Consider the following 20,401-nt stretch of genomic DNA (forward strand, 5'->3'; position numbering starts at 1 on the left):
GAGTTTTATTTTATTGGCTGACTTTATTGGTTTTTTAAAGTTTATGGACATCTATGCTTAAATGATGAAAGAATATTCAGCGTACAGTTGTGAGTCGAATTAAGAAGACACATTAATCCAGACGATTCCTGAATGTGTTATATTCCACTTAAGGATATATCTTCGAATTTACTGAACATTTAATTATCAGAACATCAAAAGGATTCACCATGGTTGTGATGTACGGCATTAAAAATTGCGACACCATCAAAAAAGCCCGCCGCTGGCTGGAAGCAAACAGCGTGGAGTACCGCTTCCACGATTACCGTGCCGATGGGCTCGATGCAGAATTTCTGCATAGCGCTATTCGCGAACTGGGCTGGGAAGCCCTGCTGAACACCCGCGGTACCACCTGGCGTAAACTGGACGACTCTCTGCGCGCCAGCATCAAAGATGCCGACAGCGCGGCAAAACTGATGCTCGAGATGCCGGCAATTATCAAACGCCCATTGCTCTGCGCGCCAGGGCAGCCTATGCTGCTGGGTTTCAGTGAAACCCTTTATTCCGACTTTTTTCGTTGAGGTGTAGTTTATGTCATGCCCGGTCATTGAGCTGACTCAGCAGCTTATTCGCCGTCCTTCCCTTAGCCCGGACGACGCAGGTTGTCAGGCTCTTATGATTGAACGCCTGCGTGCCATCGGTTTTACCGTTGAACACATGGATTTTGGCGATACCCAGAACTTCTGGGCGTGGCGCGGTCAGGGTGAAACGCTGGCCTTTGCCGGGCATACTGACGTCGTTCCCGCAGGTGATGCGGATCGCTGGATTAACCCGCCGTTTGAGCCGACCATTCGCGATGGCATGCTGTTTGGTCGCGGCGCGGCAGACATGAAAGGCTCTCTGGCGGCGATGGTCGTGGCGGCAGAACGCTTTGTGGCGCAGCATCCGAACCACAAAAACCGTCTCGCGTTTTTGATAACCTCCGACGAAGAAGCCAGCGCCCATAACGGTACCGTGAAGGTCGTTGAAGCGCTGATGGCGCGCAACGAGCGTCTGGACTACTGCCTGGTCGGTGAGCCGTCCAGTACCGAAGTGGTGGGTGATGTCGTCAAAAACGGGCGCCGTGGCTCGCTGACCTGTAACCTGACCATTCACGGCGTTCAGGGGCACGTTGCGTATCCGCATCTGGCCGATAACCCGGTACATCGCGCTGCGCCGATGCTGAACGAGCTGGTGGGCATCGAGTGGGATAAAGGCAACGAATTCTTCCCACCAACCAGCATGCAGATTGCGAACGTCAAGGCCGGGACCGGCAGCAACAACGTGATCCCGGGTGATTACTTCGTCCAGTTTAACTTCCGCTTCAGCACCGAACTGACCGATGAGATGATCAAGGCGCGCGTTATCGCCCTGCTGGAAAAATATCAGCTGCGCTACACCGTGGAGTGGTGGCTTTCCGGCCAGCCGTTCCTGACGCAGCGCGGTAAGCTGGTGGATGCGGTGGTGAACGCCATCGAGCACTATAATGAAATTAAGCCACAGCTGCTGACAACGGGTGGCACTTCAGACGGACGCTTTATCGCCCGTATGGGCGCCCAGGTTGTCGAACTGGGGCCAGTAAACGCAACCATTCATAAAATAAATGAGTGTGTCAATGCGGCAGATTTGCAACTGCTGGCCCGTATGTATCAACGTATTATGGAGCAACTCGTCGCCTGACGAACGCTCTGAGAGGAATAGCGAATGGATTGGCTTTCAAAGTACTGGTGGATTCTGGTGTTGGTTTTTCTGGTTGGCGTATTGCTGAACGTGATTAAAGACCTGAAGCGCGTTGACCATAAAAAATTTCTCGCCAACAAACCGGACCTTCCCCCGCACCGTGATTTTAACGACAAGTGGGACGATGACGACGACTGGCCGAAGAAAGACCAGAAGAAGTAATCGGTCTGTATCCCCTCTCCTGTGGAGAGGGGATAACCTCACATAAACTCAACAATATCATCATTATCCGGCTTACCGCCGCTGAGCGCTTCATCAAAGTAGTGCTTCGGTACGGTATAGCGCAAACGATCGAGCGCGAACTGCATGCTGCGGTCGTCGATGGCGTGGCCCAGATCGTCAACGATATCCAGCGTCACATCCCCACCTTCGCGAATCAACGCTTCCTGGGCAGCAACCGCATGCGAGAGCTCAATCACCCGGTCTTCGCCGCCGTGGATCAGGTGGATCGTGGTCTGCGTGGTTGCGCTTGCCGGTAACGTCGCAAAACGGCCGTTAAACGCGATTACCCGTGAAACCAGACCCGGCTGCGCTTTAACGCTTTCCAGCGACATGATTGACCCCTGTGAGAAGCCAATCAACGCGGTCGCGTCGGCACCCACGCCGCTCTGCTGTTGCCAGTAGCGGACGATATCGATAAAGGTCGGCATGATGGCATCGATGCGCGCCTGACGGTTCTCTTCCGTCACGCCCTGAACCGAGAACCACTGGCGCCCGTTCGGGCCGCATGGCTCAACGCCACCGATGCTGACAATCAGCGCTTCGGGGAAAATGGGCGCAAACCAGCTGCCAATCTGACCCATATTGACGGCATTATCGCCAACACCATGAAACAGAAGCAGTAACTGTTTAGCCGGTTTGTCAGGGCTTTGAACAACAAAATGGTCGTGTTTCATGGTGGTCTCCTTAATAGATGACCTGGATTCTACGCCTCCCGGCGGGAATGACCATGCCACTTTACTGAAGAAGTCATTGAAAAAATTGCCATTGCAAAATGGCTTCCTTCAACCGCTGGCAGCGCGGATAATCAAGGCTTTCAAGCGCTTGCGCGGTTTCACTGCGCAGCTTTGCCAGCAACGCTTTTCGCCCGACCTCATCCGCTTTCCCTGCCATTTTCCCCCGCAGGGCCGGAAGCGGCATATCAACGGTGAGCAACAACCGCGTCAGCGCGGCAACCGAGGTTGAAAACGCCCGATGGGCAAACGCAAACCCCGCCAGCTCCCGCCAGTCGTCACTATTAAGGGTAGCTTCCCAGCCGTCTTCCACCGGGATCTTTTCACCGTTCCAGGCCGACAGGACGCGCATATCCCGGCACAAACGCTGATGTTCCTGCGCGCACAGCTGACGCCCGGCTTCGTTCAGCGGCAGCAGCGCCATCGCCGTGTAGCAGCCGCTGCTGGCTTCCCGATGGCTCCCCATCCGCACCAGCACAAACCCACATTGATGCCAGAAATGCCACAGCTCGTCGGTATAACCAAAACTCACCGACAGATAGTCTTCCCCGCTGGCGCTACGGATAAGCCGTTGCCCGATGCCTTCCCGCTGGCGCAGGGGGTGAACCGCAATGCGGCTAACCCGTCGCCCTTTCAGCGTCGCCGCGAGTGGCGATCCGCCGTGCGCCGCCAGCGACTGCGCCACGAGATTCCCGCGTGGACGCCGGTATCCCGCCCACACGGCGCGGCTAAGCTCAGGGGACAACCCGCCCTCTTCCACCAGCCAGAGCGCGCCGGCGATCTCTGCCTCCGTTCCGGCAACAGCAAAGTGCTGGCCGGGCGCGTCCATCATCCGGCGTAAATCGAGCGGTGAAGTACGGTAGTGTGCAGCACACAGCAGTTCATAAACGCTTGCCACGCGTGCCGGGTCACTCTCCCACATCCGCGGCGCCAGCGGCGTTATACGCACGTCGCCTTCCGGTTTGCGATCGATAAGCGCATCATCAAATAACAGTGCATTCGCCACGAATCGCTCAAGCGGGCATCCGGCAGCCCAGCGAATGGGGGTCGATAAGGCATAATGCCGCAATCCGCTAAAACGGGCGCAGAACTTGAGCAGGAATCCCCTGCCCGTCCCCTCATAGCCCTGGACCGTGGTGGTTAACACTACGCGCGGAAAACGCGTCACCAGCTTCTCCAGCAGCGGACCAGGGATCGCAGCCGCTTCATCGACAATCAGCCAGTCAGCCTGGCGTGAAGAGGCCAACAGCGCGTCCGGAGCCATAAAGTGGAAATGCTCGCCCGCAAAGCGCGCAATGACATCCGTTGCCCCTTTAGCCGGTGCCGTGACCAACGCACTCCCCTGAATGCGACTGAGCAGCATCCCCGCCAGCGCTGACTTTCCGCGTCCGCGCGGTGCCGTTACCGCGGCAATGCCCGCAGGCATGGTCAGAAGCAGGTCGAGGATCTCCGCCTGCTCGCGCTGCGGTGCGCCGCTGGCAGGCTGCCAGGCGGGTAAATCCGGCGCAACGGGAACGGACAAGGGACGATGCTGATGCCAGACAATCGCATCCGAATCGGCGGCAAGCGTCCGGCAGAAGTGGTGCACAAAGTGTGGAGTGGCGATTGGCTCCACGCTGTCGCTCCAGCGCAAAGAATCGCTGTCAGGCCTGTCGGCCCAATCAGCAAGCGGCGGAACCCGCAGCACCAGAAGGCTTCCGGCGCTCAGCGTTCCACTCAGGGCGGCAAACGCGGCGACATCAAACCCGGTGCTGGCGTCAAAAACGGCATGCCGGAACTCGCGTCCCAGCAGGCCGCTGATGGCTTTTGAAGGATGTTCGTGAAGCCTTACCCAGTCTCCGGGCAAGGCGTCACGCAGGGCAACCGCCTGGCTTAACGTCCACTGCGCCTCACCGCTGAGCACCACCAGCCGACGATGGCCGGTGCGCTCAAGCTCGCGTATCAGCTGATCAAACGCCAGCATTACATCGCTTTGCCGAAGGTATTACACTGCGCCGGGTCGCCGCTGTCGAAACCGCGTTTAAACCAGCTGTAGCGCTGCTGTGAGGTACCGTGAGTGAAGCTGTCCGGTACGACGCGCCCCTGGCTCTGCTGCTGAAGACGGTCGTCACCGATAGCCTGAGCGGCATTCAGCGCCTCCTCAAGATCGCCGGATTCCAGCACGCCCTGCTGCTGCATGCTGTGACCCCAGACGCCCGCGAAGCAGTCCGCCTGCAGCTCCATTTTGACGGACAGGCGGTTCACTTCAGCCTGCGACGCATTTTGCTGCAGCTGGCGTACCTTTGGCTCAATCCCCAGCAGCTTTTGCACGTGATGGCCAACCTCATGCGCGATCACGTAGCCCTGGGCAAAATCACCGTCGGCACCAAGCTTGCGTTTCATGTCATCGTAAAAAGAGAGATCGATATAGACGGTACCGTCTGCCGGGCAGTAGAACGGCCCCATCACGGATTGTCCGGTGCCGCATCCGGTGCGGGTTGCCCCCCGGTACATCACCAGCTTCGGCTGCTGGTAGGTACGCCCCATTTTCTCAAACAGCTGACTCCAGGTGTCTTCTGTTGTGGCGAGAATAACGGAGGTAAATTTGGCCGCTTCATCTTCATTCGGGCTGATGGAGCGCTGAGAATGCTGCTGCTGTTGCAGCGGCTGACCGGTCATCAACCCGGTGAGGTCAACGCCGTAGTAACCCGCGACTAACACCACAATCAGCAGGATGATGCCGCCCTTGCCGCTGGGTAACCGGAAGCCGGGCCCCCCCATTGAAGGACCGCCGCCACCATCACTGCGTCTGTCTTCTACATTGTCACTTTCACGACGCCCTTGCCAGCGCATAACCACCTCGAACTATTCCATTTATAATAGCTATGATCGTAGGCGGTTAACGGCAAGATTACCATAGGAAACAAAGGTAAGACGCCAAAGGATGCGAACATCCTTTGGCAGGTGAGGGAGTTAGTCGAGCTTAACGCCTAAACGGTGAGCAACCGCTTCGTAGGCTTCAATCAGGCCACCCAGGCTCTGACGGAAACGGTCTTTGTCCATTTTATCCAGGGTTTCTTTGTCCCACAGGCGGCTACCGTCTGGTGAGAACTCATCGCCCAGCACCACTTCGCCTTTGAACAGACCAAACTCCAGCTTGAAGTCGACGAGGATCAGGCCCGCGTCATCAAACAGTTTTTTCAGCACGTCGTTGGCTTTATAGGTCAGCTCCTGCATACGCGCCAGGTTCTCTTTGCTCACCCAGCCGAAGGTTTCGCAGTAGGATTCGTTGACCATCGGGTCATGCATGGCGTCGTTTTTCAGGAACAGGTCGAACAGAGGTGGGTTCAGCTCGATACCTTCTTCAATGCCGAGACGCTTCACCAGGGAGCCCGCCGCACGGTTACGAATAACGCACTCAACCGGAACCATATCCAGTTTCTTCACCAGACATTCCGTATCGGACAGCAACGCTTCCATCTGGGTCGGGATACCCGCTTCGGCCAGTTTGGTCATAATGAAGTGGTTGAACTTGTTGTTCACCATGCCTTTACGATCGAACTGCTCAATGCGTGCGCCATCCCCTGCTGACGTATCATTGCGGAACTCGAGCACCAACAGATCCGGGTTTTCCGTGCTGTATACGGTCTTCGCTTTGCCACGATACAACTCAGCTTGCTTCTGCATCTTCATTACTCCTGGTGTGATGATTTGTGTTCAAAACTGGGCATATTATGCCACGCACACGTTTGCGTGGCACGAAAATAAAAAGGGCTGGATTCACCAGCCCTCGTATTTATTTGCTGAATGCTGCCTGGAAGACAGCGACCAGCGCATCGTTCTGCGACTGGGTCAGCGTGTGACCTTTCGGATCGATAAACTGCAGGCTACTGCGGTTATCAAGGTCACCGACCTGAATTTTGTAGTCACCGGAGGCAAGCTGAGGATCTTTCGCGCCCAGTTCCTGCCATGCGCTGTCGGAGAGCGGCTTATAGGTTGCCGTCATGCTACCGGTTGAGCGGGTGCTGTCGGTCACTTTCATGCCCACTTTTTCCAGCGTCGCTGGCAAACGCTGCCAGGTCTGGTTGAACGGTGCACGAACCACCAGCATTGGCAGGCCGGTATCATCCGCACCGCTTTGCACATCGAAGGTCACACCGTTGCGGCTCTGCGCGGCGTTGGCGGCATCGGTCGCGGTTTTATCCAGACCCGCGGCAATCACGTTCAGCATTTCGGTGCTGTAACGCTGCAGGGACGCGGCATCCGCAACCGGTTTACCCGCCTGCTCCAGGTTCAACAGCTTAACGTTAACCGCCTGCTGGTAACCCTGTGGTTTTACGGAGACTTGATAACGACCGCGGTACTGCTGGTCTTCATCCAGACGGTTCCACTCGATCCAGTCGGTGGTTAACGTCTGGCTGGCGTCATCGCGTTTATCGATGGTGTAGTTCTTCGACTGAATGACGCTGACAACCTGCGGCCACAGCGTGCTACCGCGCGCGCTCTCAACCATCAGAGACGCCGTATCACCGGTGAACTGGGTACGCGCCCCGTTAACCAGCGCCAGAGGCTGTGCTGGCGGACGAATATCAAGCGCTTTACCGACCAGGCCGCTGCCGTTGGTCACGGGAATATTATAATCGCCGTTCTGAATCGGCAGGATCATACCAGCCGGTGCGTGAAGTTCAGCAAGCGGGGTCGCATCCAGATAGGATTCATCACCGCTCACCTGGCGCTTGTAGCGCGAGTCTGAACTACAGGCAGCGAGCAGCATAACAAGCGAAACACTCGCAACCTTCGCCAGGCGCGACTTCTGTACTGAATAAGCCATCAAATCTCCCTAAACTCTACAGCAAACCGGCATGCTTCAGCGCCGCCCTGACGATGTCACGACCGTGGTCGGTAATCGGTGTCATTGGCAGACGCAGCGTATCGGTTGCTACAAGCCCCAACTCCTTACATGCCCATTTCACTGGGATCGGATTGGGTTCGACAAATAATTTATTGTGCAGCGGCATCAGACGCTGATTAATGACACGGGCTTCATCAAAGTGACCGGCTGCGGCCAGTTTGCACATTTCAGCCATATCGCGCGCCGCAACGTTTGCCGTTACGGAAATCACGCCATGGCCACCGAGCTGCATAAAGTCCAGCGCGGTCGCATCATCACCACTCAACAGGATAAAGTCGTCTGAAACCAGCTCTTTGATCTGATGAACGCGGCTTAAGTTCCCTGTCGCCTCTTTAATACCGATAATATTTTTTACTTCCGAGAGACGACCAACGGTTTCCGGCAGCATATCGCAACCGGTACGGGACGGCACATTATACAGAATTTGTGGCAAGTCAGTATGTTCAGCGATGGCTTTGAAGTGCTGGAACAAACCTTCCTGAGTAGGACGGTTGTAATAAGGGGTCACCGTCAGACAGCCAACGATGCCGCTGTCGTTAAAACGTTTGGTCAGGCTGATAGCTTCTGCGGTTGCATTAGCCCCTGTCCCCGCGATGACCGGAATACGTCCGTCAGCCAGTTCCAGGGTCAGCATCACTACATCGCCGTGCTCGTCGTGGCTCAGCGTTGCGGATTCACCGGTAGTCCCTACCGAAACGATCGCCGAGGTTCCATTGGCGACATGGTAATCAATGAGCTTCTTCATGCTTGACCGGCAGACATTACCTTTTTCATCCATCGGTGTAACAAGCGCGACAATACTTCCCGTGAACATGAGCCATCCTCTGTGCGAACAAGAGCCTCAATGTTACGTTTGGAACTGTAATAAAAGCAAGCGACCTGAGGCTCTCAGGCGGTTGTATGCATGTTTTTTTTATGCTTTCCTTAGGAAGACTTAACCATGCAAAGGAAGAACAGGTTTGACAACCTCATCACAACATTACCTGGTTATCACTGCGCTGGGTGCCGACAGGCCGGGTATCGTGAACACCATCACCCGCCACGTAAGCAGCTGCGGCTGTAATATCGAAGACAGCCGTCTGGCCATGCTTGGCGAAGAGTTCACATTTATTATGTTGCTTTCCGGGACATGGAACGCCATTACGTTGATTGAATCGACCCTGCCGCTGAAGGGCGCCGAGCTGGATTTGCTGATTGTCATGAAGCGCACCACGGCGCGACCGCGTCCGGCTATGCCTTCTACCGTCTGGGTGCAGGTTGAAGTGCCTGATTCTCCCCATCTGATAGAGCGCTTCACCGCGCTGTTTGACAGCCATCAGATGAACATTGCCGAGCTCGTTTCCCGCACACAGCCGGGCGACGCAAGTACGGTTCCCACGCTCTTTATTCAAATTACCGCGCACAGTCCTGCATCACAGGATGCGTCAAATATCGAGCAAGCGTTCAAAGCCCTCTGTACAGAATTAAACGCGCAGGGCAGTATAAGCGTCGTCAATTATTCGCAGCACGAACAGGATGGAGTTGAGTAATGAACCCACTGAAAGCCGGTGACATCGCACCGAAATTTAGCTTACCGGATCAAGACGGCGAGCAAGTAAATTTGACCGACTTCCAGGGACAGCGTGTTCTGGTCTATTTCTACCCGAAAGCCATGACCCCCGGCTGCACCGTACAGGCCTGCGGCTTACGCGACAACATGGACGAGTTGAAAAAAGTCGGCGTGGAAGTGCTGGGTATCAGCACGGATAAACCAGAAAAGCTGTCACGATTTGCTGAAAAAGAGCTGCTGAACTTCACGCTGCTTTCTGATGAAGACCATCAGGTGTGCGAGCAGTTCGGCGTCTGGGGCGAGAAGACGTTTATGGGTAAAACCTACGACGGTATTCACCGCATCAGCTTCCTGATTGACGCTGACGGAAAAGTTGAACACGTGTTTGACGACTTCAAAACCAGCAACCACCACGACGTGGTGTTGAACTGGCTGAAAGAAAGCGCCTGATAAACAGCAAAACGGCAACCCAGGTTGCCGTTTTTCGTGTTTCCCCCCTCTTCCCGTGGGAGAGAGTCGGGGTGAGGGCATCAGGCCGCTCAAAACTACTTCTCTTCCACCGCCGGCACATCCGGCCACGCGTGAACCACGGCTTTAATCAGCGTCGCCAGCGGAATGGCGAAGAACACGCCCCAGAACCCCCACAGCCCGCCGAAAATCACCACCGATAAGATAATCACCAGCGGATGCAGGTTCACCGCTTCGGAGAACAGCACCGGTACCAGCAGGTTACCGTCCAGGCCCTGAATAATCAGGTACACCGCGAAGCAACTCCAGAACTCAGTCCCCAGCCCAAACTGGAACAGCGCCACGCCAACCACCGGAATGGTCACCACAAACGCGCCGATATACGGAATCAGGACAGACAGCCCCACCAGCACCGCCAGCAGCAGCGAGTAGTTCAGGCCGAAAATCAGGAAGCCAATCCAGGTGGCGACCCCCACGACAATCATCTCCAGCACCTTGCCGCGAATGTAGTTGGTGATCTGCTGGTTCATCTCTTCCCAGACCTGCCCCGCCAGCCCGCGGTTACGCGGCAGAATACGGCGCACGGCGTTGAGCATCTGGTCTTTATCTTTCACCAGGAAGAAGACCATCAGCGGCACGAGCACAAGGTAAACCGCCAGCGTCAGCAGTCCGACCAGCGAAGCCAGAGAGTATTTCACCACCGAATCGCCCATCGTCATGATGCGGGCGCGCATATTTTCCGCCATCGCGTCGATAATCCCGGCATCCATCAGGGCCGGGTAACGGCGCGGCAGCGTGGCGGCAAAATCAGAAAGCTTGTTGAGCATGCCGGGCATATCGCGAATAAGGTAGATCCCCTGCTGCCAGGCAACCGGCATCACCACAAAGGCCATTAACAGCAGGATGCCGACAAACAGCACCAGCACGATGCTGGTTGCCCAGCGACGGGAACAGCCGATGTGCTCCAGGCGCGCCGTTGGCCACTCCAGCAGGTACGCCAGCACAATCGCCACCAGCAGGGGCGCGAGCAGGCCGCTGAAGAAGAACAGAATACCGAACCCGGCAACCAGAATAACCAACAAAGCAATGGCTTCCGGGTCGCTGAACCGACGCCGGTACCACTGCATTAACATTTCGAGCATACAACCCTTCCCTGAATCGAATGGCGGGAGTGAGACGATGAATTGTATCTAACTGTCACAAAAAAGACTTTCGCTTTTTGTATCCCGATCACAATCCGCAAAAGCCTGATGAATGGGATTTTCTTCATGCTACAACACGGCTACACTCCCAGAGCAGCAGAGATGAACGATATACCGGTTCATCGGTCAAATTAGCACATCCAACATACAGGACAGTGGTTATGTTCAGGCAGTTGAGAAAAACACTGGTTGCGACACTGATTGCCGCGGTGACGGTCGGTCAGGTGTTGCCCGCTTTTGCTGACTCGTCCGATACATTGCCGGACATGGGCACCACAGCAGGAAGCACGCTCTCTATTGGGCAAGAGATGCAAATGGGGGATTACTATGTTCGCCAGCTGCGCGGCAGCGCCCCGCTGATTAACGACCCTTTGCTGGTACAGTACATTAACGGGCTGGGGATGCGTCTGGTTTCGCACGCCGACTCGGTAAAAACCCCCTTCCATTTCTATTTAATCAATAACGACGAAATCAACGCCTTCGCCTTCTTTGGCGGTAACGTGGTGCTGCATTCGGCGTTATTCCGTTACTCTGACAACGAAAGCCAGCTGGCCTCGGTAATGGCGCACGAAATTTCGCACGTCACCCAGCGTCATCTCGCACGTGCGATGGAAGACCAGAAACGTAACGCCCCCCTCACCTGGGTGGGTGCACTGGGCTCTATTCTGCTGGCGATGGCCAGCCCGCAGGCCGGGATGGCAGCACTGACCGGTACGCTGGCGGGAACACGCCAGGGGATGATCAGCTTCACCCAACAAAACGAGCAGGAAGCGGACCGCATCGGGATTCAGGTGCTGCAGCGTTCGGGCTTTGACCCGCAGGCCATGCCGAGCTTCCTCGAAAAACTGCTCGATCAGGCGCGTTACTCTTCCCGTCCGCCGGAAATTCTGTTGACCCACCCGCTGCCGGAAAGCCGTCTGTCGGACGCGCGTAACCGTGCCAACCAGATGCGCCCGGTCGTGGTCCAGTCTTCACAGGATTTCTACATGGCGAAGGTGAGAACCCTGGGGATGTACAATTCCGGGCGTAACCAGCTCACCAGCGACCTGCTGGATACCCTGGCGAAAGGCAACGTGCGCGAGAAGAACGCCGCGCAGTATGGTCAGGCGCTCCAGGCGATGGAGGCCAGCAAATACGACGAGGCGCGTAAGGCGCTGCAGCCGCTTCTGGCAGCCGATCCGAACAACCCGTGGTACCTCGATCTGTCGACGGATATCGATCTGGGGCAGAAGAAGCCTGCCGATGCGATTAACCGCCTGAAAGGGGCGAAAGACGTCCGTACCAACCCGGTGCTGCAGCTTAACCTGGCGAACGCTTACCTGCAGGGCGGCCAGCCCGGCGAGGCGGCGACCATCCTCAACCGCTACACCTTTAATAATAAAGACGATCAAAACGGCTGGGATCTGCTCGCTCAGGCGGAAGCCCAGCTCGGCAACCGCGATCAGGAGCTGGCAGCGCGTGCCGAAGGTTTTGCCCTGGTGGGCCGTCTCGATCAGGCGATTTCCGCGCTCAGCAGCGCCAGCTCGCAGGTCAAACTCGGCAGCCTCCAGCAGGCTCGCTACGACGCGCGTATCGATCAGCTACGCGGCCTGCAGCAGCGCTTTAAGCCGTACGAGAAGATGTAATAAAGGAGAATTCACGTCATGACAGACGCCGTAAAAATCTATCATAACCCTCGCTGCTCCAAGAGCCGCGATACCCTGAGCCTGCTGAAGTCTAACGGCGTGGAGCCGGAGGTGGTGCTGTACCTTGACACCCCACCTGACGCGCAAACCCTCCGCCAGCTGCTGCACATGCTGGGAATGGGCAGTGCAAGAGAACTGATGCGCCAGAAAGAAGATCTGTATAAGTCGCTTAACCTGGATGACAACCGTCTCACCGAGGCTGAACTGGTCCAGGCGATGGTTGAAAATCCAAAGCTGATTGAGCGCCCGATTGTGGTGGCGAACGGCCAGGCGCGCATTGGACGCCCGCCGGAAGACGTGCTCGAGATCCTCTAGTCCTTATGCCGCAGCGCTTCCAGAAAGGCCTGCGGCGTACTCTCTCCCAACTTTTTCTGGGCTTTCTCCCGGTTGTAAAATTCGCACAGCTGGATCAGCAGCTCGCCTGCCGGTTCACTGTTCAGACGTGGAATGATGTCGCATAGCGGCAGAGCAACCTGAACGGCGGGGTATTGCTGTGGATGTACTGTCACGGCGGTATTGCGTTTCTCAAGCTTCACCTCGAAACCAAAAGTCTCAATAGATTGAATATCAGCCGGACAGGCTTCCAGCACGTCGTTCACCCAGTGGACCAGCAGCTGTGGAGAAATGCCCGCGTACAGCCGAACGGAGCACCAGCCGCTCACGGGTTCACGCGCCCAGAGCAGATGCTGTTCACCGCCATCGTCCATATGCAGAGACAGAGGCTGATGATGTAACAGGAGTTTTTGCGGCACGATACCTGCCCTCAGCGCCTTTTTCCCCTGCAACGTCGCGCCCTTCTGCTTTACCGAAGCCGGTTTGAGGTAGCGATTGAGGGTCGCGCGGGATACGGCGATCCCGAGTCCGTTATTGACCATCTGCAGCAGTTCGTCCAGCGGGGCACCCGTGATATCCCGCAGGGCATTGACCAGCGCAACCTGCTCCTGTCTCAATGCTTTGTGTATCACTTTTGGCGTCGTGTGGTTATCCGAAACCTGATCGCGGTTACGCCAGCGCCTGACTGTAGTGACCGAGATCCCCAGCTCAACGGCCAGCTCCCTGTCGCTTTTATCTGATTGCTGAAGATAGCGACGGATGCGCGGCGTCGTGGTGGCATTAGCATGCAGTTTAATTTCCATCGCAGGATCCTCAGAACCAATCTTGTGAGATTTATACTATACCAGCGATTGCTTTGTGACCGATTTCACCTTTCGCTCGCCACGCTTCACTGATAATCCTCAGACATAACACAAACAACACCCCTCAATCTTGTACGGAGTTCACAATGAACAATGTTCTGGGATTTCTTGAAGCAAAACTGATGCCGCTGGCGGCCAAAACGGCCCAGCAGCGGCATCTCGGGGCCATTCGCGGCGCCTACGTCTCCTTCATGCCGTTTATCATCGTCGGCTCTATTCTGCTGGTGATCTCGTCGTTCCCGAATCAAGCCTATCAGCAGTTTATGTCTCAGGCCTTTGGTGAGAGCTGGAGCGCCATTATCGAAATCCCGTTCAACGCGGTGTTCTCCACCATGTCGCTGTTCATCAGCTTCCTGGTCGCCTTCCGCCTGGCGGAACACTATGGCGAGGATCGCATCTCCTGCGGCATCCTGGCGCTGGTCGCCTTTCTCATCCTGACGCCCTTTATCAAAGTGGCGGAGAACGGCGGTATCACCGTCATTCCAGTGGAGTGGATTGGCAGCAAAGGGCTGTTCGTGGCGATGATTGGTTCTCTGCTCTGGACGGAGCTGTTCTGCTGGCTCAAGCGCAAAAAAATGGTGATCAAAATGCCGGACGGCGTGCCTCCGGCGGTGCAGGAGTCGTTCGCCGCGCTGATCCCGGCCCTGCTGGTGATGATTCTGGTGCTGGGTATCCGCATCGTGTTTGAAAACACCCACTACAACACCATCCACCAGTTTATTTACGAAGTGGTTGCCACGCCGGTGCGCCACTATGGCACCTCATACTTTGGCGCGCTGATGACGGTGTTCAGCATCACCATTCTGTGGTCCGTGGGCATTAACTCCGGCTCGATGATCAACGGCATCATTCGACCGCTGTGGATGGAGAACCAGACCGACAACATCGCCGCGATTCAGGCAGGCACGACGCCGCCGCACATTATCACCGAACAGTTTTTTGACATGATCTGGATGGGCGGCGCGGGGGCCACGCTGTCGCTGGTGATTGCAATGCTGATTTTCGCCCGCAGCAAAAACATGCGTGAAGTGGCGCGCCTCGGCGCCGGGGCATCGGTGTTTAACATCAACGAACCGATCCTGTTTGGCCTGCCGGTGATCATGAACCCGATCATGCTTATCCCGTTCAACCTGGTGCCGCTGGTGCTGGTCACCGTGCAGTATGCGGCGATGAAGATTGGCGCGGTTGCCGTCACCACCGGGGTGTTTATTCCCTGGACGCTGCCGCCGGTCATCAGCGGTTTTATCGTCACCGGTCACCTGAGCGGCAGCGTGATGCAGCTTATCAACCTGCTGATTGGCGCCATGCTGTATCTGCCTTTTATGCGTATCGTGGACAAACAGTACCGCGCGGCGGAAATGGCCACCGTTACGCAAACCGACACCACCCTTGCAAAACAGGAGTAACGCATGTGGGGAATTATCGCGACCTGGCGAATGGCGCTTGAAGGCGTCACCGAGTCTGCATCTGCGCTGGCTGCGGGGAAACCGGTCTCGGCAGCGGTGGTGGATGCCGTCGCCGCCGTCGAAGACTTTCCGTTTTATAAATCCGTCGGCTACGGCGGGCTGCCCACCGAAAATGGCGAGGTGGAGCTGGACGCCGCCTATATGGACGGCGACACGCTGGCGTTTGGTGCCGTGGGCAACCTGGTGGATATCGCCAACCCGGTGCGCGTGGCGCATGCGTTAAGCCGCCAGCGCTACAACAGCCTGCTGGTCGGCCAGGGCGCGAGGGAATGGGCGCTGAGCCAGGGCTTTGCCGACAAAACCATGCTCACTGACCGCGCCATGCAGCACTACCGCAAACGCTGCCGCGAAACGCTGGATAAGGGCTTAAGCCCTTACGACGGACATGACACCGTCGGCATTATCGGCCTCGATAAACAGGGCTCAATGAGCGTCGCCACCTCCACCAGCGGCCTGTTCATGAAAAAACGCGGTCGACTCGGGGATTCGCCCATTATCGGCTCCGGCTTTTACTGTGACAGCGAAACCGGCGCCGCCACCGCCACGGGCGTCGGTGAAGATCTGATGAAAGGCTGCACCAGTTACGAAATCGTTCGCCGCATGGCGCAGGGTATGACGCCGCAGCAGGCGGCGGATTCGGTGGTGTTCGAACTGGAGGACAAGCTGATGTCGCGCTTTGGCCGCGTGGGCGATCTCTCCGTGGTGTGCATGAACAACAGGGGCGAATTTGGTGCCGCTACCAACATCAAAACCTTTTCGTTCGTGGTGGCGACGGCTCGCCAGCCCCTCACCGTTTTTCGTACCGAACGCCTGCGGGAGAAAACGCATTATCACGCGGTAGACGATGAGTGGATGCAGGCCTATGCCGCGCGGATCCGCGCGCCGATTGAGGAGTCATGATGATTACGTATCAGTTTATCACCGCGCTTTCCGACGCGAAGCCGCAGAGCCATTTGATTGCCTCCGCCTCCTGTACGCATTTGCCCGAAACGGCGCTTGTCGCGGAAATGCGCGAGTCTGCCAGCGTCGCTGACACCCGATTTGGCTGCGCCCCGTTTGCCCGGATCACCCTGCTGCCCGATGCGCTCTGGCAGGATAGCCTAACCGAAGAATTACTGACGGCGCTGCGCCCGCTGCTGGCCTCGCCCGTCAGTCCCGAGCTGATACTGGACGTGACTGATATTGACGATGTGGTGCTGGCGCAGGTGCTGCGTTTTCTCTTTAATCAGGCGCACAGGCTAAGCGATTTGCAGTTGAAGAAAACCAGTGACAGCGTCCGTCTTGAGCGCATCACCGCGCTCTGCTTACCCAAACAGCAGGAGCGACTGGCGGTTATTTTCCGCCAGCAGCAGGCCATCGCCCACGGCATGGTCGCGGCGCGACGTCTGGCGGATACCCCGTCCGACCAATGCACGCCGCAGTTTGTGGTGGAAGAGGCGCAAAAACTGTGTGCCGCCTTCCCTGCACTGCGGTGCGAAGTGCTGAATGAAAAGCAAATCGTTGAGGACGGTCTGGGGCTGCTGCACGCCGTCGGCAAAGGGGCGACCTGTCCGCCGCGCCTGCTGGCGATTCATTATGACGGTGTCAACGACGGCCCGGTGCGCTGCTATGTGGGTAAAGGCATTACCTTTGATACCGGCGGCCTGTGGCTGAAGGAAGGCGCGGGCATGTACACCATGAAATACGACATGTGCGGTGCGGCTAACGTGCTGGGCCTGATGCTGACCGTCGCAGAGCTGGCGCTGCCCGTACGCATTATGGGCGTGCTGGCGCTGGCAGAAAACGCCATCGGCCCGGACGCCATGCAGCCCGGCACGGTAGCAACGGCCTGCAACGGGATCACCGTTGAAATCAACAACACCGATGCCGAAGGCCGACTGGTGCTGGCGGACGCCATCGCCTGGGCCAGCCAGCGGCATCCGCAGGCGCGCTATATCATTGATATGGCCACCTTAACCGGTGCGGTCGTGAAGGCGCTGGGGTATGAGCTGAGCGGGCTGATGACGCAGGATGAACCGCTGCGCGCGGCGCTGACGCTGGCGGGTAAGCAGAGCGGCGATGAAGTGTGGTCCCTGCCGCTGGATGCGCGGCTGAAAAAGCAGACCGACAGCGCGATTGCCGATCTGTGCAACACGCCGACCAACAATGCGGCGATCAGCGCCTCGGCTGCGTGGCTGCTCCATTACTTCTGCCCGCCGACAATTCCGTGGGCGCATCTGGACATCAGCGGTACGGCGCTGTGGCGCGAAAACGGACGAAGCGTGGCGTCGGGAAGACCGATTCCACTGCTGGTTGAGCATCTAATGGGGGATCTTTAGCCGGGTGGCGGCTGCGCCTTACCCGGCCTACAAAGTGCGGCAGGTTTTCGTAGGCGCGGTACACCGGGCGAACAAACTCAAAGCTTGAGAATATCTTTCACAAACGGAATGGTCAGCTTGCGCTGGGCAGTAATGGAGGCGCGATCGAGCTGATCGAGCGTATCAAACAGGGTGCGCATTTCGCGATCCAGACGCTTCAGCAGGAAGCGCCCTACGTCCTCCGGCAGCTCAAACCCGCGCTGCTTTGCACGCAGCTGTAACGCCTGAAGCTTATCTTCATCCGACAGTGGCTGAAGCTTGTAGATTTGCCCCCAGTCCAGGCGAGACGCCAGATCCGGCAGTCCCAGATTCAGCTGGCGAGGCGGACGATCGCCGGTAATCAGCAGCCGGGTTTTCCCCGATTCCAGAATGCGGTTGTAGAGGTTAAAGATCGCCATTTCCCACGGCTCATCCCCCGCCACGCATTCGATATTATCAATGCACACCAGCGAAAGATGTTCCATTCCCTCAAGCACCTCAGGCACGAACCAGGTACGTTTATCCAGCGGCACGTAGCCTACCGCATCGCCGCGCGCCGAAAGCTCCGCGCAGGCGGCATGCAGCAGGTGGCTGCGCCCCGCGCCTTCGCGTGACCAGATATAGATGTATCCGCTGTGTTCCTGGCGCAGCACGTTTTGCAGTGCAGCCAGTAAAGAGGGGTTATCACCCGGCCAGAAACTCGCGAAAGTTTCGTCGTCAGGGAGATAGAGTGGCAGAGAGAGCTGTGCCGGTCCGTTCAGAAGTACCTCAACCAGATCTTACATAAAATCGGAACGGAGTTTAGCACGGAACCTGCAAGGAGAGAACCGGGCGGATCGTCCACCCGGTTAAAGGATCAATGTGGTGCTTTTTCGCTGTCGTCCGCGTCCAGAATTTGTTCTTCCGGGCGAATTACCGAGATCAGCTTGAAAATCAGGCTCAGGCCCACGCCGACGATGGTCGCCAGCGCCATGCCTTTCAGCTCGGCCGCACCAATGTGCACCTTCGCGCCGCTCACGCCGATAATCAGGATCACCGAGGTCAGGATCAGGTTCTGCGCCTTGCTGTAATCCACTTTGGATTCAATCAGCACGCGAATACCGGAGGCACCGATCACGCCGTACAGCAGCAGAGAAACGCCGCCCATCACCGGAACCGGGATGATCTGAATCGCTGCCGCCAGCTTGCCGACGCAGGAGAGCAGAATGGCGATGATCGCCGCGCCGCCGATAACCCAGGTGCTGTAGACGCGGGTAATCGCCATCACGCCGATGTTTTCACCGTAGGTGGTGTTTGGCGTAGAACCAAAGAAACCGGAGATGATGGTGGAGAAACCGTTCGCAAACATGGAGCGGTGCAGACCCGGGTCGCGGATTAAATCGCGCTTAACGATGTTCGCCGTTACCACCAGGTGGCCGACGTGCTCCGCAATCACCACCAGCGCCGCAGGCAGAATGGTGAAAATCGCAAACCATTCGAAGCGTGGCGTATAGAAGGTTGGCAGGGCAAACCAGTGCGCCTCGGCAATCGGAGTGGTGTCCACCACGCCCATTACAAAGGAGAGCGCATAGCCTGCCAGCACGCCGATAAGGATCGGGATAATCGCCATAAAGCCGCGGAACAGCACGGAACCAAACACCGTTACGCCCAGGGTCACCAGCGAGATGATAATGGTTTTGGAATCCGGTGACTGGCCGTCAGCAGGCAGCAGACCGGCCATATTCGCCGCGACGCCCGCCAGCTCAAGACCGATGACGGCAACGATGGCGCCCATCGCCGCAGGGGGGAACATCACGTCCAGCCAGCCGGTACCGGCTTTCTTCACAATGAAGGAGACCAGGCAGAACAGCACGCCACACATGATGAAGCCGCCCAGCGCGACCTCATAACCCAGCGGCAGCAACAGCAACACCGGCGAGATAAAGGCGAAGCTCGACCCGAGATACGCCGGAATTTTGCCTTTACAGATGAAGAGGTACAGCAGCGTACCGATGCCGTTGAACAGCAGCACGGTAGCCGGGTTAATGTGGAACAGGATTGGCACCAGCACGGTTGCGCCAAACATGGCGAACAGGTGCTGCAAACTAAGCGGGATAGTCTGTAAAAGCGGCGGTCTTTCACTCACCCCGATAGCACGGCGCGTCATAGTGTTTTCCTCTGAGTAGTATCGTTGTTGGTGTTTTATTCAAAAAAAAGCCGACTATCAAAGTCGGCTTATTTATCGTTATTCGATTATTTCGTACCAAAAATCTTATCGCCGGCATCGCCGAGCCCCGGGATGATGTACCCGTGCTCGTTCAGGCCCTGGTCGATAGAGGCGGTATACAGCTCAACGTCCGGGTGTGCTTTTTCCAGCGCCGCGATCCCTTCCGGTGCCGCAACCAGCACCAGCACTTTAATGCTGCTGCAGCCCGCTTTTTTCAGCAGGTCGATGGTGGCAATCATTGAACCGCCGGTTGCCAGCATCGGGTCAACCACCAGCGCCATACGCTCGTCGATGTTGGACACCAGCTTCTGGAAGTAAGGAACCGGCTCGAGGGTTTCTTCGTTACGGTAGATCCCCACTACGCTGATGCGCGCGCTTGGCACGTGCTCCAGCACGCCTTCCATCATGCCGAGACCGGCACGCAGGATTGGCACAACGGTAATTTTCTTACCTTTGATCTGCTCAACCTGCACCGGGCCGTTCCAGCCTTCGATGGTGACTTTTTCCGTTTCCAGATCGGAGGTCGCTTCGTAGGTCAGCAGGCTGCCGACTTCAGAGGCCAGTTCGCGAAAACGCTTCGTGCTGATGTCATGCTCACGCATCAGGCCCAACTTGTGTTTAACGAGTGGGTGTTTCACTTCCACAATCTTCATTCTCTTTCTCCTCTGAATGGCATCCGCAAAAAAATCGC

At 57.0% G+C, this 20,401-nt stretch carries 21 protein-coding genes; 10 read left to right on the forward strand and 11 right to left on the reverse strand.

Annotation, left to right across the window (positions count from 1 at the left end; genetic code table 11):
* Positions 1–209 precede the first annotated feature (209 nt).
* Genes AC0TOY_RS13550 through AC0TOY_RS13560 form a run of 3 tightly spaced genes read left to right on the forward strand, consistent with a single transcriptional unit; the run spans position 210 to position 1,920 of the window.
* Positions 210–560 carry an ArsC family reductase gene (locus AC0TOY_RS13550; protein ID WP_024907571.1) on the forward strand — a complete coding sequence of 117 codons (351 nt, stop codon included), beginning with the start codon at positions 210–212 and terminating at the stop codon, positions 558–560.
* A 10-nt stretch (positions 561–570) separates the two neighbouring features.
* The gene (dapE, locus tag AC0TOY_RS13555; RefSeq protein ID WP_024907570.1) at positions 571–1,698 is read left to right on the forward strand and encodes a succinyl-diaminopimelate desuccinylase; all 1,128 of its coding nucleotides are present in this window, start codon (positions 571–573) and stop codon (positions 1,696–1,698) included.
* Positions 1,699–1,722: 24 nt separating this feature from the next.
* Positions 1,723–1,920 (forward strand): YpfN family protein, encoded by a 198-nt coding sequence (locus AC0TOY_RS13560; protein WP_014171111.1) that lies wholly within the window; start codon positions 1,723–1,725, stop codon positions 1,918–1,920.
* Positions 1,921–1,958: 38 nt separating this feature from the next.
* Here AC0TOY_RS13560 and ypfH read toward each other — a convergent pair whose 3' ends face one another.
* From ypfH to dapA, 6 genes are all read right to left on the reverse strand, one after another.
* On the reverse strand, positions 1,959–2,654 hold the full coding sequence (gene ypfH, locus AC0TOY_RS13565; RefSeq protein ID WP_208763147.1) for an esterase: 696 nt from the start codon (positions 2,652–2,654) through the stop codon (positions 1,959–1,961).
* A 73-nt stretch (positions 2,655–2,727) separates the two neighbouring features.
* The gene (locus tag AC0TOY_RS13570) at positions 2,728–4,674 is read right to left on the reverse strand and encodes a tRNA(Met) cytidine acetyltransferase TmcA (protein ID WP_473721948.1); all 1,947 of its coding nucleotides are present in this window, start codon (positions 4,672–4,674) and stop codon (positions 2,728–2,730) included.
* On the reverse strand, positions 4,674–5,543 hold the full coding sequence (ypfJ, locus tag AC0TOY_RS13575; RefSeq protein WP_023308754.1) for a KPN_02809 family neutral zinc metallopeptidase: 870 nt from the start codon (positions 5,541–5,543) through the stop codon (positions 4,674–4,676). The genes AC0TOY_RS13570 and ypfJ overlap by 1 nt, the downstream gene beginning before the upstream one ends.
* A gap of 120 nt (positions 5,544–5,663) precedes the next feature.
* Complete coding sequence (gene purC, locus AC0TOY_RS13580) at positions 5,664–6,377, reverse strand: phosphoribosylaminoimidazolesuccinocarboxamide synthase (protein ID WP_023332985.1); 714 nt, start codon at positions 6,375–6,377, stop codon at positions 5,664–5,666.
* Positions 6,378–6,486: 109 nt separating this feature from the next.
* Positions 6,487–7,521: an outer membrane protein assembly factor BamC gene (gene bamC / locus AC0TOY_RS13585; protein ID WP_061714662.1), complete on the reverse strand. Its 1,035-nt coding sequence runs from the start codon at positions 7,519–7,521 to the stop codon at positions 6,487–6,489.
* A 16-nt stretch (positions 7,522–7,537) separates the two neighbouring features.
* Entirely contained in the window at positions 7,538–8,416 is an 879-nt protein-coding gene (dapA, locus tag AC0TOY_RS13590; RefSeq protein WP_008501633.1) for a 4-hydroxy-tetrahydrodipicolinate synthase, read from the reverse strand.
* Positions 8,417–8,561: 145 nt separating this feature from the next.
* On the opposite strand from dapA, the gene AC0TOY_RS13595 reads away from it, so the two are divergent.
* Positions 8,562–9,131: a glycine cleavage system transcriptional repressor gene (locus AC0TOY_RS13595; RefSeq protein WP_023325845.1), complete on the forward strand. Its 570-nt coding sequence runs from the start codon at positions 8,562–8,564 to the stop codon at positions 9,129–9,131.
* Positions 9,131–9,601, forward strand: coding sequence for a thioredoxin-dependent thiol peroxidase (bcp, locus tag AC0TOY_RS13600; RefSeq protein ID WP_008501635.1), 471 nt, complete (start codon positions 9,131–9,133; stop codon positions 9,599–9,601). Before AC0TOY_RS13595 ends, bcp begins: the two co-directional genes overlap by 1 nt.
* A gap of 95 nt (positions 9,602–9,696) precedes the next feature.
* Here the strand turns inward: bcp and AC0TOY_RS13605 are convergent, their stop codons facing one another.
* Positions 9,697–10,761 (reverse strand): AI-2E family transporter, encoded by a 1,065-nt coding sequence (locus AC0TOY_RS13605; protein WP_024907566.1) that lies wholly within the window; start codon positions 10,759–10,761, stop codon positions 9,697–9,699.
* 221 nt (positions 10,762–10,982) lie between these two features.
* On the opposite strand from AC0TOY_RS13605, the gene bepA reads away from it, so the two are divergent.
* Together bepA and arsC are read left to right on the forward strand one after the other, a co-directional pair.
* A complete protein-coding gene (bepA, locus tag AC0TOY_RS13610; RefSeq protein WP_048991275.1) occupies positions 10,983–12,446 on the forward strand; it encodes a beta-barrel assembly-enhancing protease in 1,464 nt (487 codons plus the stop codon).
* 18 nt (positions 12,447–12,464) lie between these two features.
* Entirely contained in the window at positions 12,465–12,821 is a 357-nt protein-coding gene (arsC, locus tag AC0TOY_RS13615) for an arsenate reductase (glutaredoxin) (protein ID WP_024907564.1), read from the forward strand.
* Here the strand turns inward: arsC and AC0TOY_RS13620 are convergent.
* Entirely contained in the window at positions 12,818–13,642 is an 825-nt protein-coding gene (locus AC0TOY_RS13620; RefSeq protein WP_208763150.1) for an XRE family transcriptional regulator, read from the reverse strand. The genes arsC and AC0TOY_RS13620 overlap by 4 nt on opposite strands.
* 146 nt (positions 13,643–13,788) lie before the next feature.
* Between AC0TOY_RS13620 and celB the strand changes: the two genes are divergently transcribed.
* From celB to AC0TOY_RS13635, 3 genes are read left to right on the forward strand one after another with little or no spacing between them, the layout of a single operon-like run.
* The gene (gene celB, locus AC0TOY_RS13625; protein ID WP_208763151.1) at positions 13,789–15,108 is read left to right on the forward strand and encodes a PTS cellobiose transporter subunit IIC; all 1,320 of its coding nucleotides are present in this window, start codon (positions 13,789–13,791) and stop codon (positions 15,106–15,108) included.
* Between the two features lie 3 nt (positions 15,109–15,111).
* Positions 15,112–16,068, forward strand: coding sequence for a glycosylasparaginase (locus AC0TOY_RS13630; RefSeq protein WP_024907561.1), 957 nt, complete (start codon positions 15,112–15,114; stop codon positions 16,066–16,068).
* Positions 16,068–17,486: a leucyl aminopeptidase family protein gene (locus AC0TOY_RS13635; protein ID WP_267215215.1), complete on the forward strand. Its 1,419-nt coding sequence runs from the start codon at positions 16,068–16,070 to the stop codon at positions 17,484–17,486. Before AC0TOY_RS13630 ends, AC0TOY_RS13635 begins: the two co-directional genes overlap by 1 nt.
* A 77-nt stretch (positions 17,487–17,563) precedes the next feature.
* Here the strand turns inward: AC0TOY_RS13635 and AC0TOY_RS13640 are convergent, their stop codons facing one another.
* From AC0TOY_RS13640 to upp, 3 genes are all read right to left on the reverse strand, one after another.
* Positions 17,564–18,265: a DnaA inactivator Hda gene (locus tag AC0TOY_RS13640; protein ID WP_166792068.1), complete on the reverse strand. Its 702-nt coding sequence runs from the start codon at positions 18,263–18,265 to the stop codon at positions 17,564–17,566.
* A gap of 95 nt (positions 18,266–18,360) precedes the next feature.
* Entirely contained in the window at positions 18,361–19,650 is a 1,290-nt protein-coding gene (gene uraA, locus AC0TOY_RS13645; RefSeq protein ID WP_024907558.1) for a uracil permease, read from the reverse strand.
* A gap of 86 nt (positions 19,651–19,736) precedes the next feature.
* A complete protein-coding gene (gene upp, locus AC0TOY_RS13650; RefSeq protein WP_008501641.1) occupies positions 19,737–20,363 on the reverse strand; it encodes a uracil phosphoribosyltransferase in 627 nt (208 codons plus the stop codon).
* Between the last annotated feature and the right edge of the window lie 38 nt (positions 20,364–20,401).

The organism is Enterobacter sp. PL_is379 (assembly GCF_055817355.1).

Bases quoted from the DNA above. Each gene is read 5' to 3' on its own strand.
- AC0TOY_RS13550 (WP_024907571.1), top strand. From the start codon at position 210: ATGGTTGTGATGTACGGCATTAAAAATTGCGACACCATCAAAAAAGCC.
- dapE (WP_024907570.1), top strand. From the start codon at position 571: ATGTCATGCCCGGTCATTGAGCTGACTCAGCAGCTTATTCGCCGTCCT.
- AC0TOY_RS13560 (WP_014171111.1), top strand. From the start codon at position 1,723: ATGGATTGGCTTTCAAAGTACTGGTGGATTCTGGTGTTGGTTTTTCTG.
- ypfH (WP_208763147.1), bottom strand. From the start codon at position 2,654: ATGAAACACGACCATTTTGTTGTTCAAAGCCCTGACAAACCGGCTAAA.
- AC0TOY_RS13570 (WP_473721948.1), bottom strand. From the start codon at position 4,674: ATGCTGGCGTTTGATCAGCTGATACGCGAGCTTGAGCGCACCGGCCAT.
- ypfJ (WP_023308754.1), bottom strand. From the start codon at position 5,543: ATGCGCTGGCAAGGGCGTCGTGAAAGTGACAATGTAGAAGACAGACGC.
- purC (WP_023332985.1), bottom strand. From the start codon at position 6,377: ATGCAGAAGCAAGCTGAGTTGTATCGTGGCAAAGCGAAGACCGTATAC.
- bamC (WP_061714662.1), bottom strand. From the start codon at position 7,521: ATGGCTTATTCAGTACAGAAGTCGCGCCTGGCGAAGGTTGCGAGTGTT.
- dapA (WP_008501633.1), bottom strand. From the start codon at position 8,416: ATGTTCACGGGAAGTATTGTCGCGCTTGTTACACCGATGGATGAAAAA.
- bcp (WP_008501635.1), top strand. From the start codon at position 9,131: ATGAACCCACTGAAAGCCGGTGACATCGCACCGAAATTTAGCTTACCG.
- AC0TOY_RS13605 (WP_024907566.1), bottom strand. From the start codon at position 10,761: ATGCTCGAAATGTTAATGCAGTGGTACCGGCGTCGGTTCAGCGACCCG.
- bepA (WP_048991275.1), top strand. From the start codon at position 10,983: ATGTTCAGGCAGTTGAGAAAAACACTGGTTGCGACACTGATTGCCGCG.
- arsC (WP_024907564.1), top strand. From the start codon at position 12,465: ATGACAGACGCCGTAAAAATCTATCATAACCCTCGCTGCTCCAAGAGC.
- AC0TOY_RS13620 (WP_208763150.1), bottom strand. From the start codon at position 13,642: ATGGAAATTAAACTGCATGCTAATGCCACCACGACGCCGCGCATCCGT.
- celB (WP_208763151.1), top strand. From the start codon at position 13,789: ATGAACAATGTTCTGGGATTTCTTGAAGCAAAACTGATGCCGCTGGCG.
- AC0TOY_RS13630 (WP_024907561.1), top strand. From the start codon at position 15,112: ATGTGGGGAATTATCGCGACCTGGCGAATGGCGCTTGAAGGCGTCACC.
- AC0TOY_RS13635 (WP_267215215.1), top strand. From the start codon at position 16,068: ATGATTACGTATCAGTTTATCACCGCGCTTTCCGACGCGAAGCCGCAG.
- uraA (WP_024907558.1), bottom strand. From the start codon at position 19,650: ATGACGCGCCGTGCTATCGGGGTGAGTGAAAGACCGCCGCTTTTACAG.
- upp (WP_008501641.1), bottom strand. From the start codon at position 20,363: ATGAAGATTGTGGAAGTGAAACACCCACTCGTTAAACACAAGTTGGGC.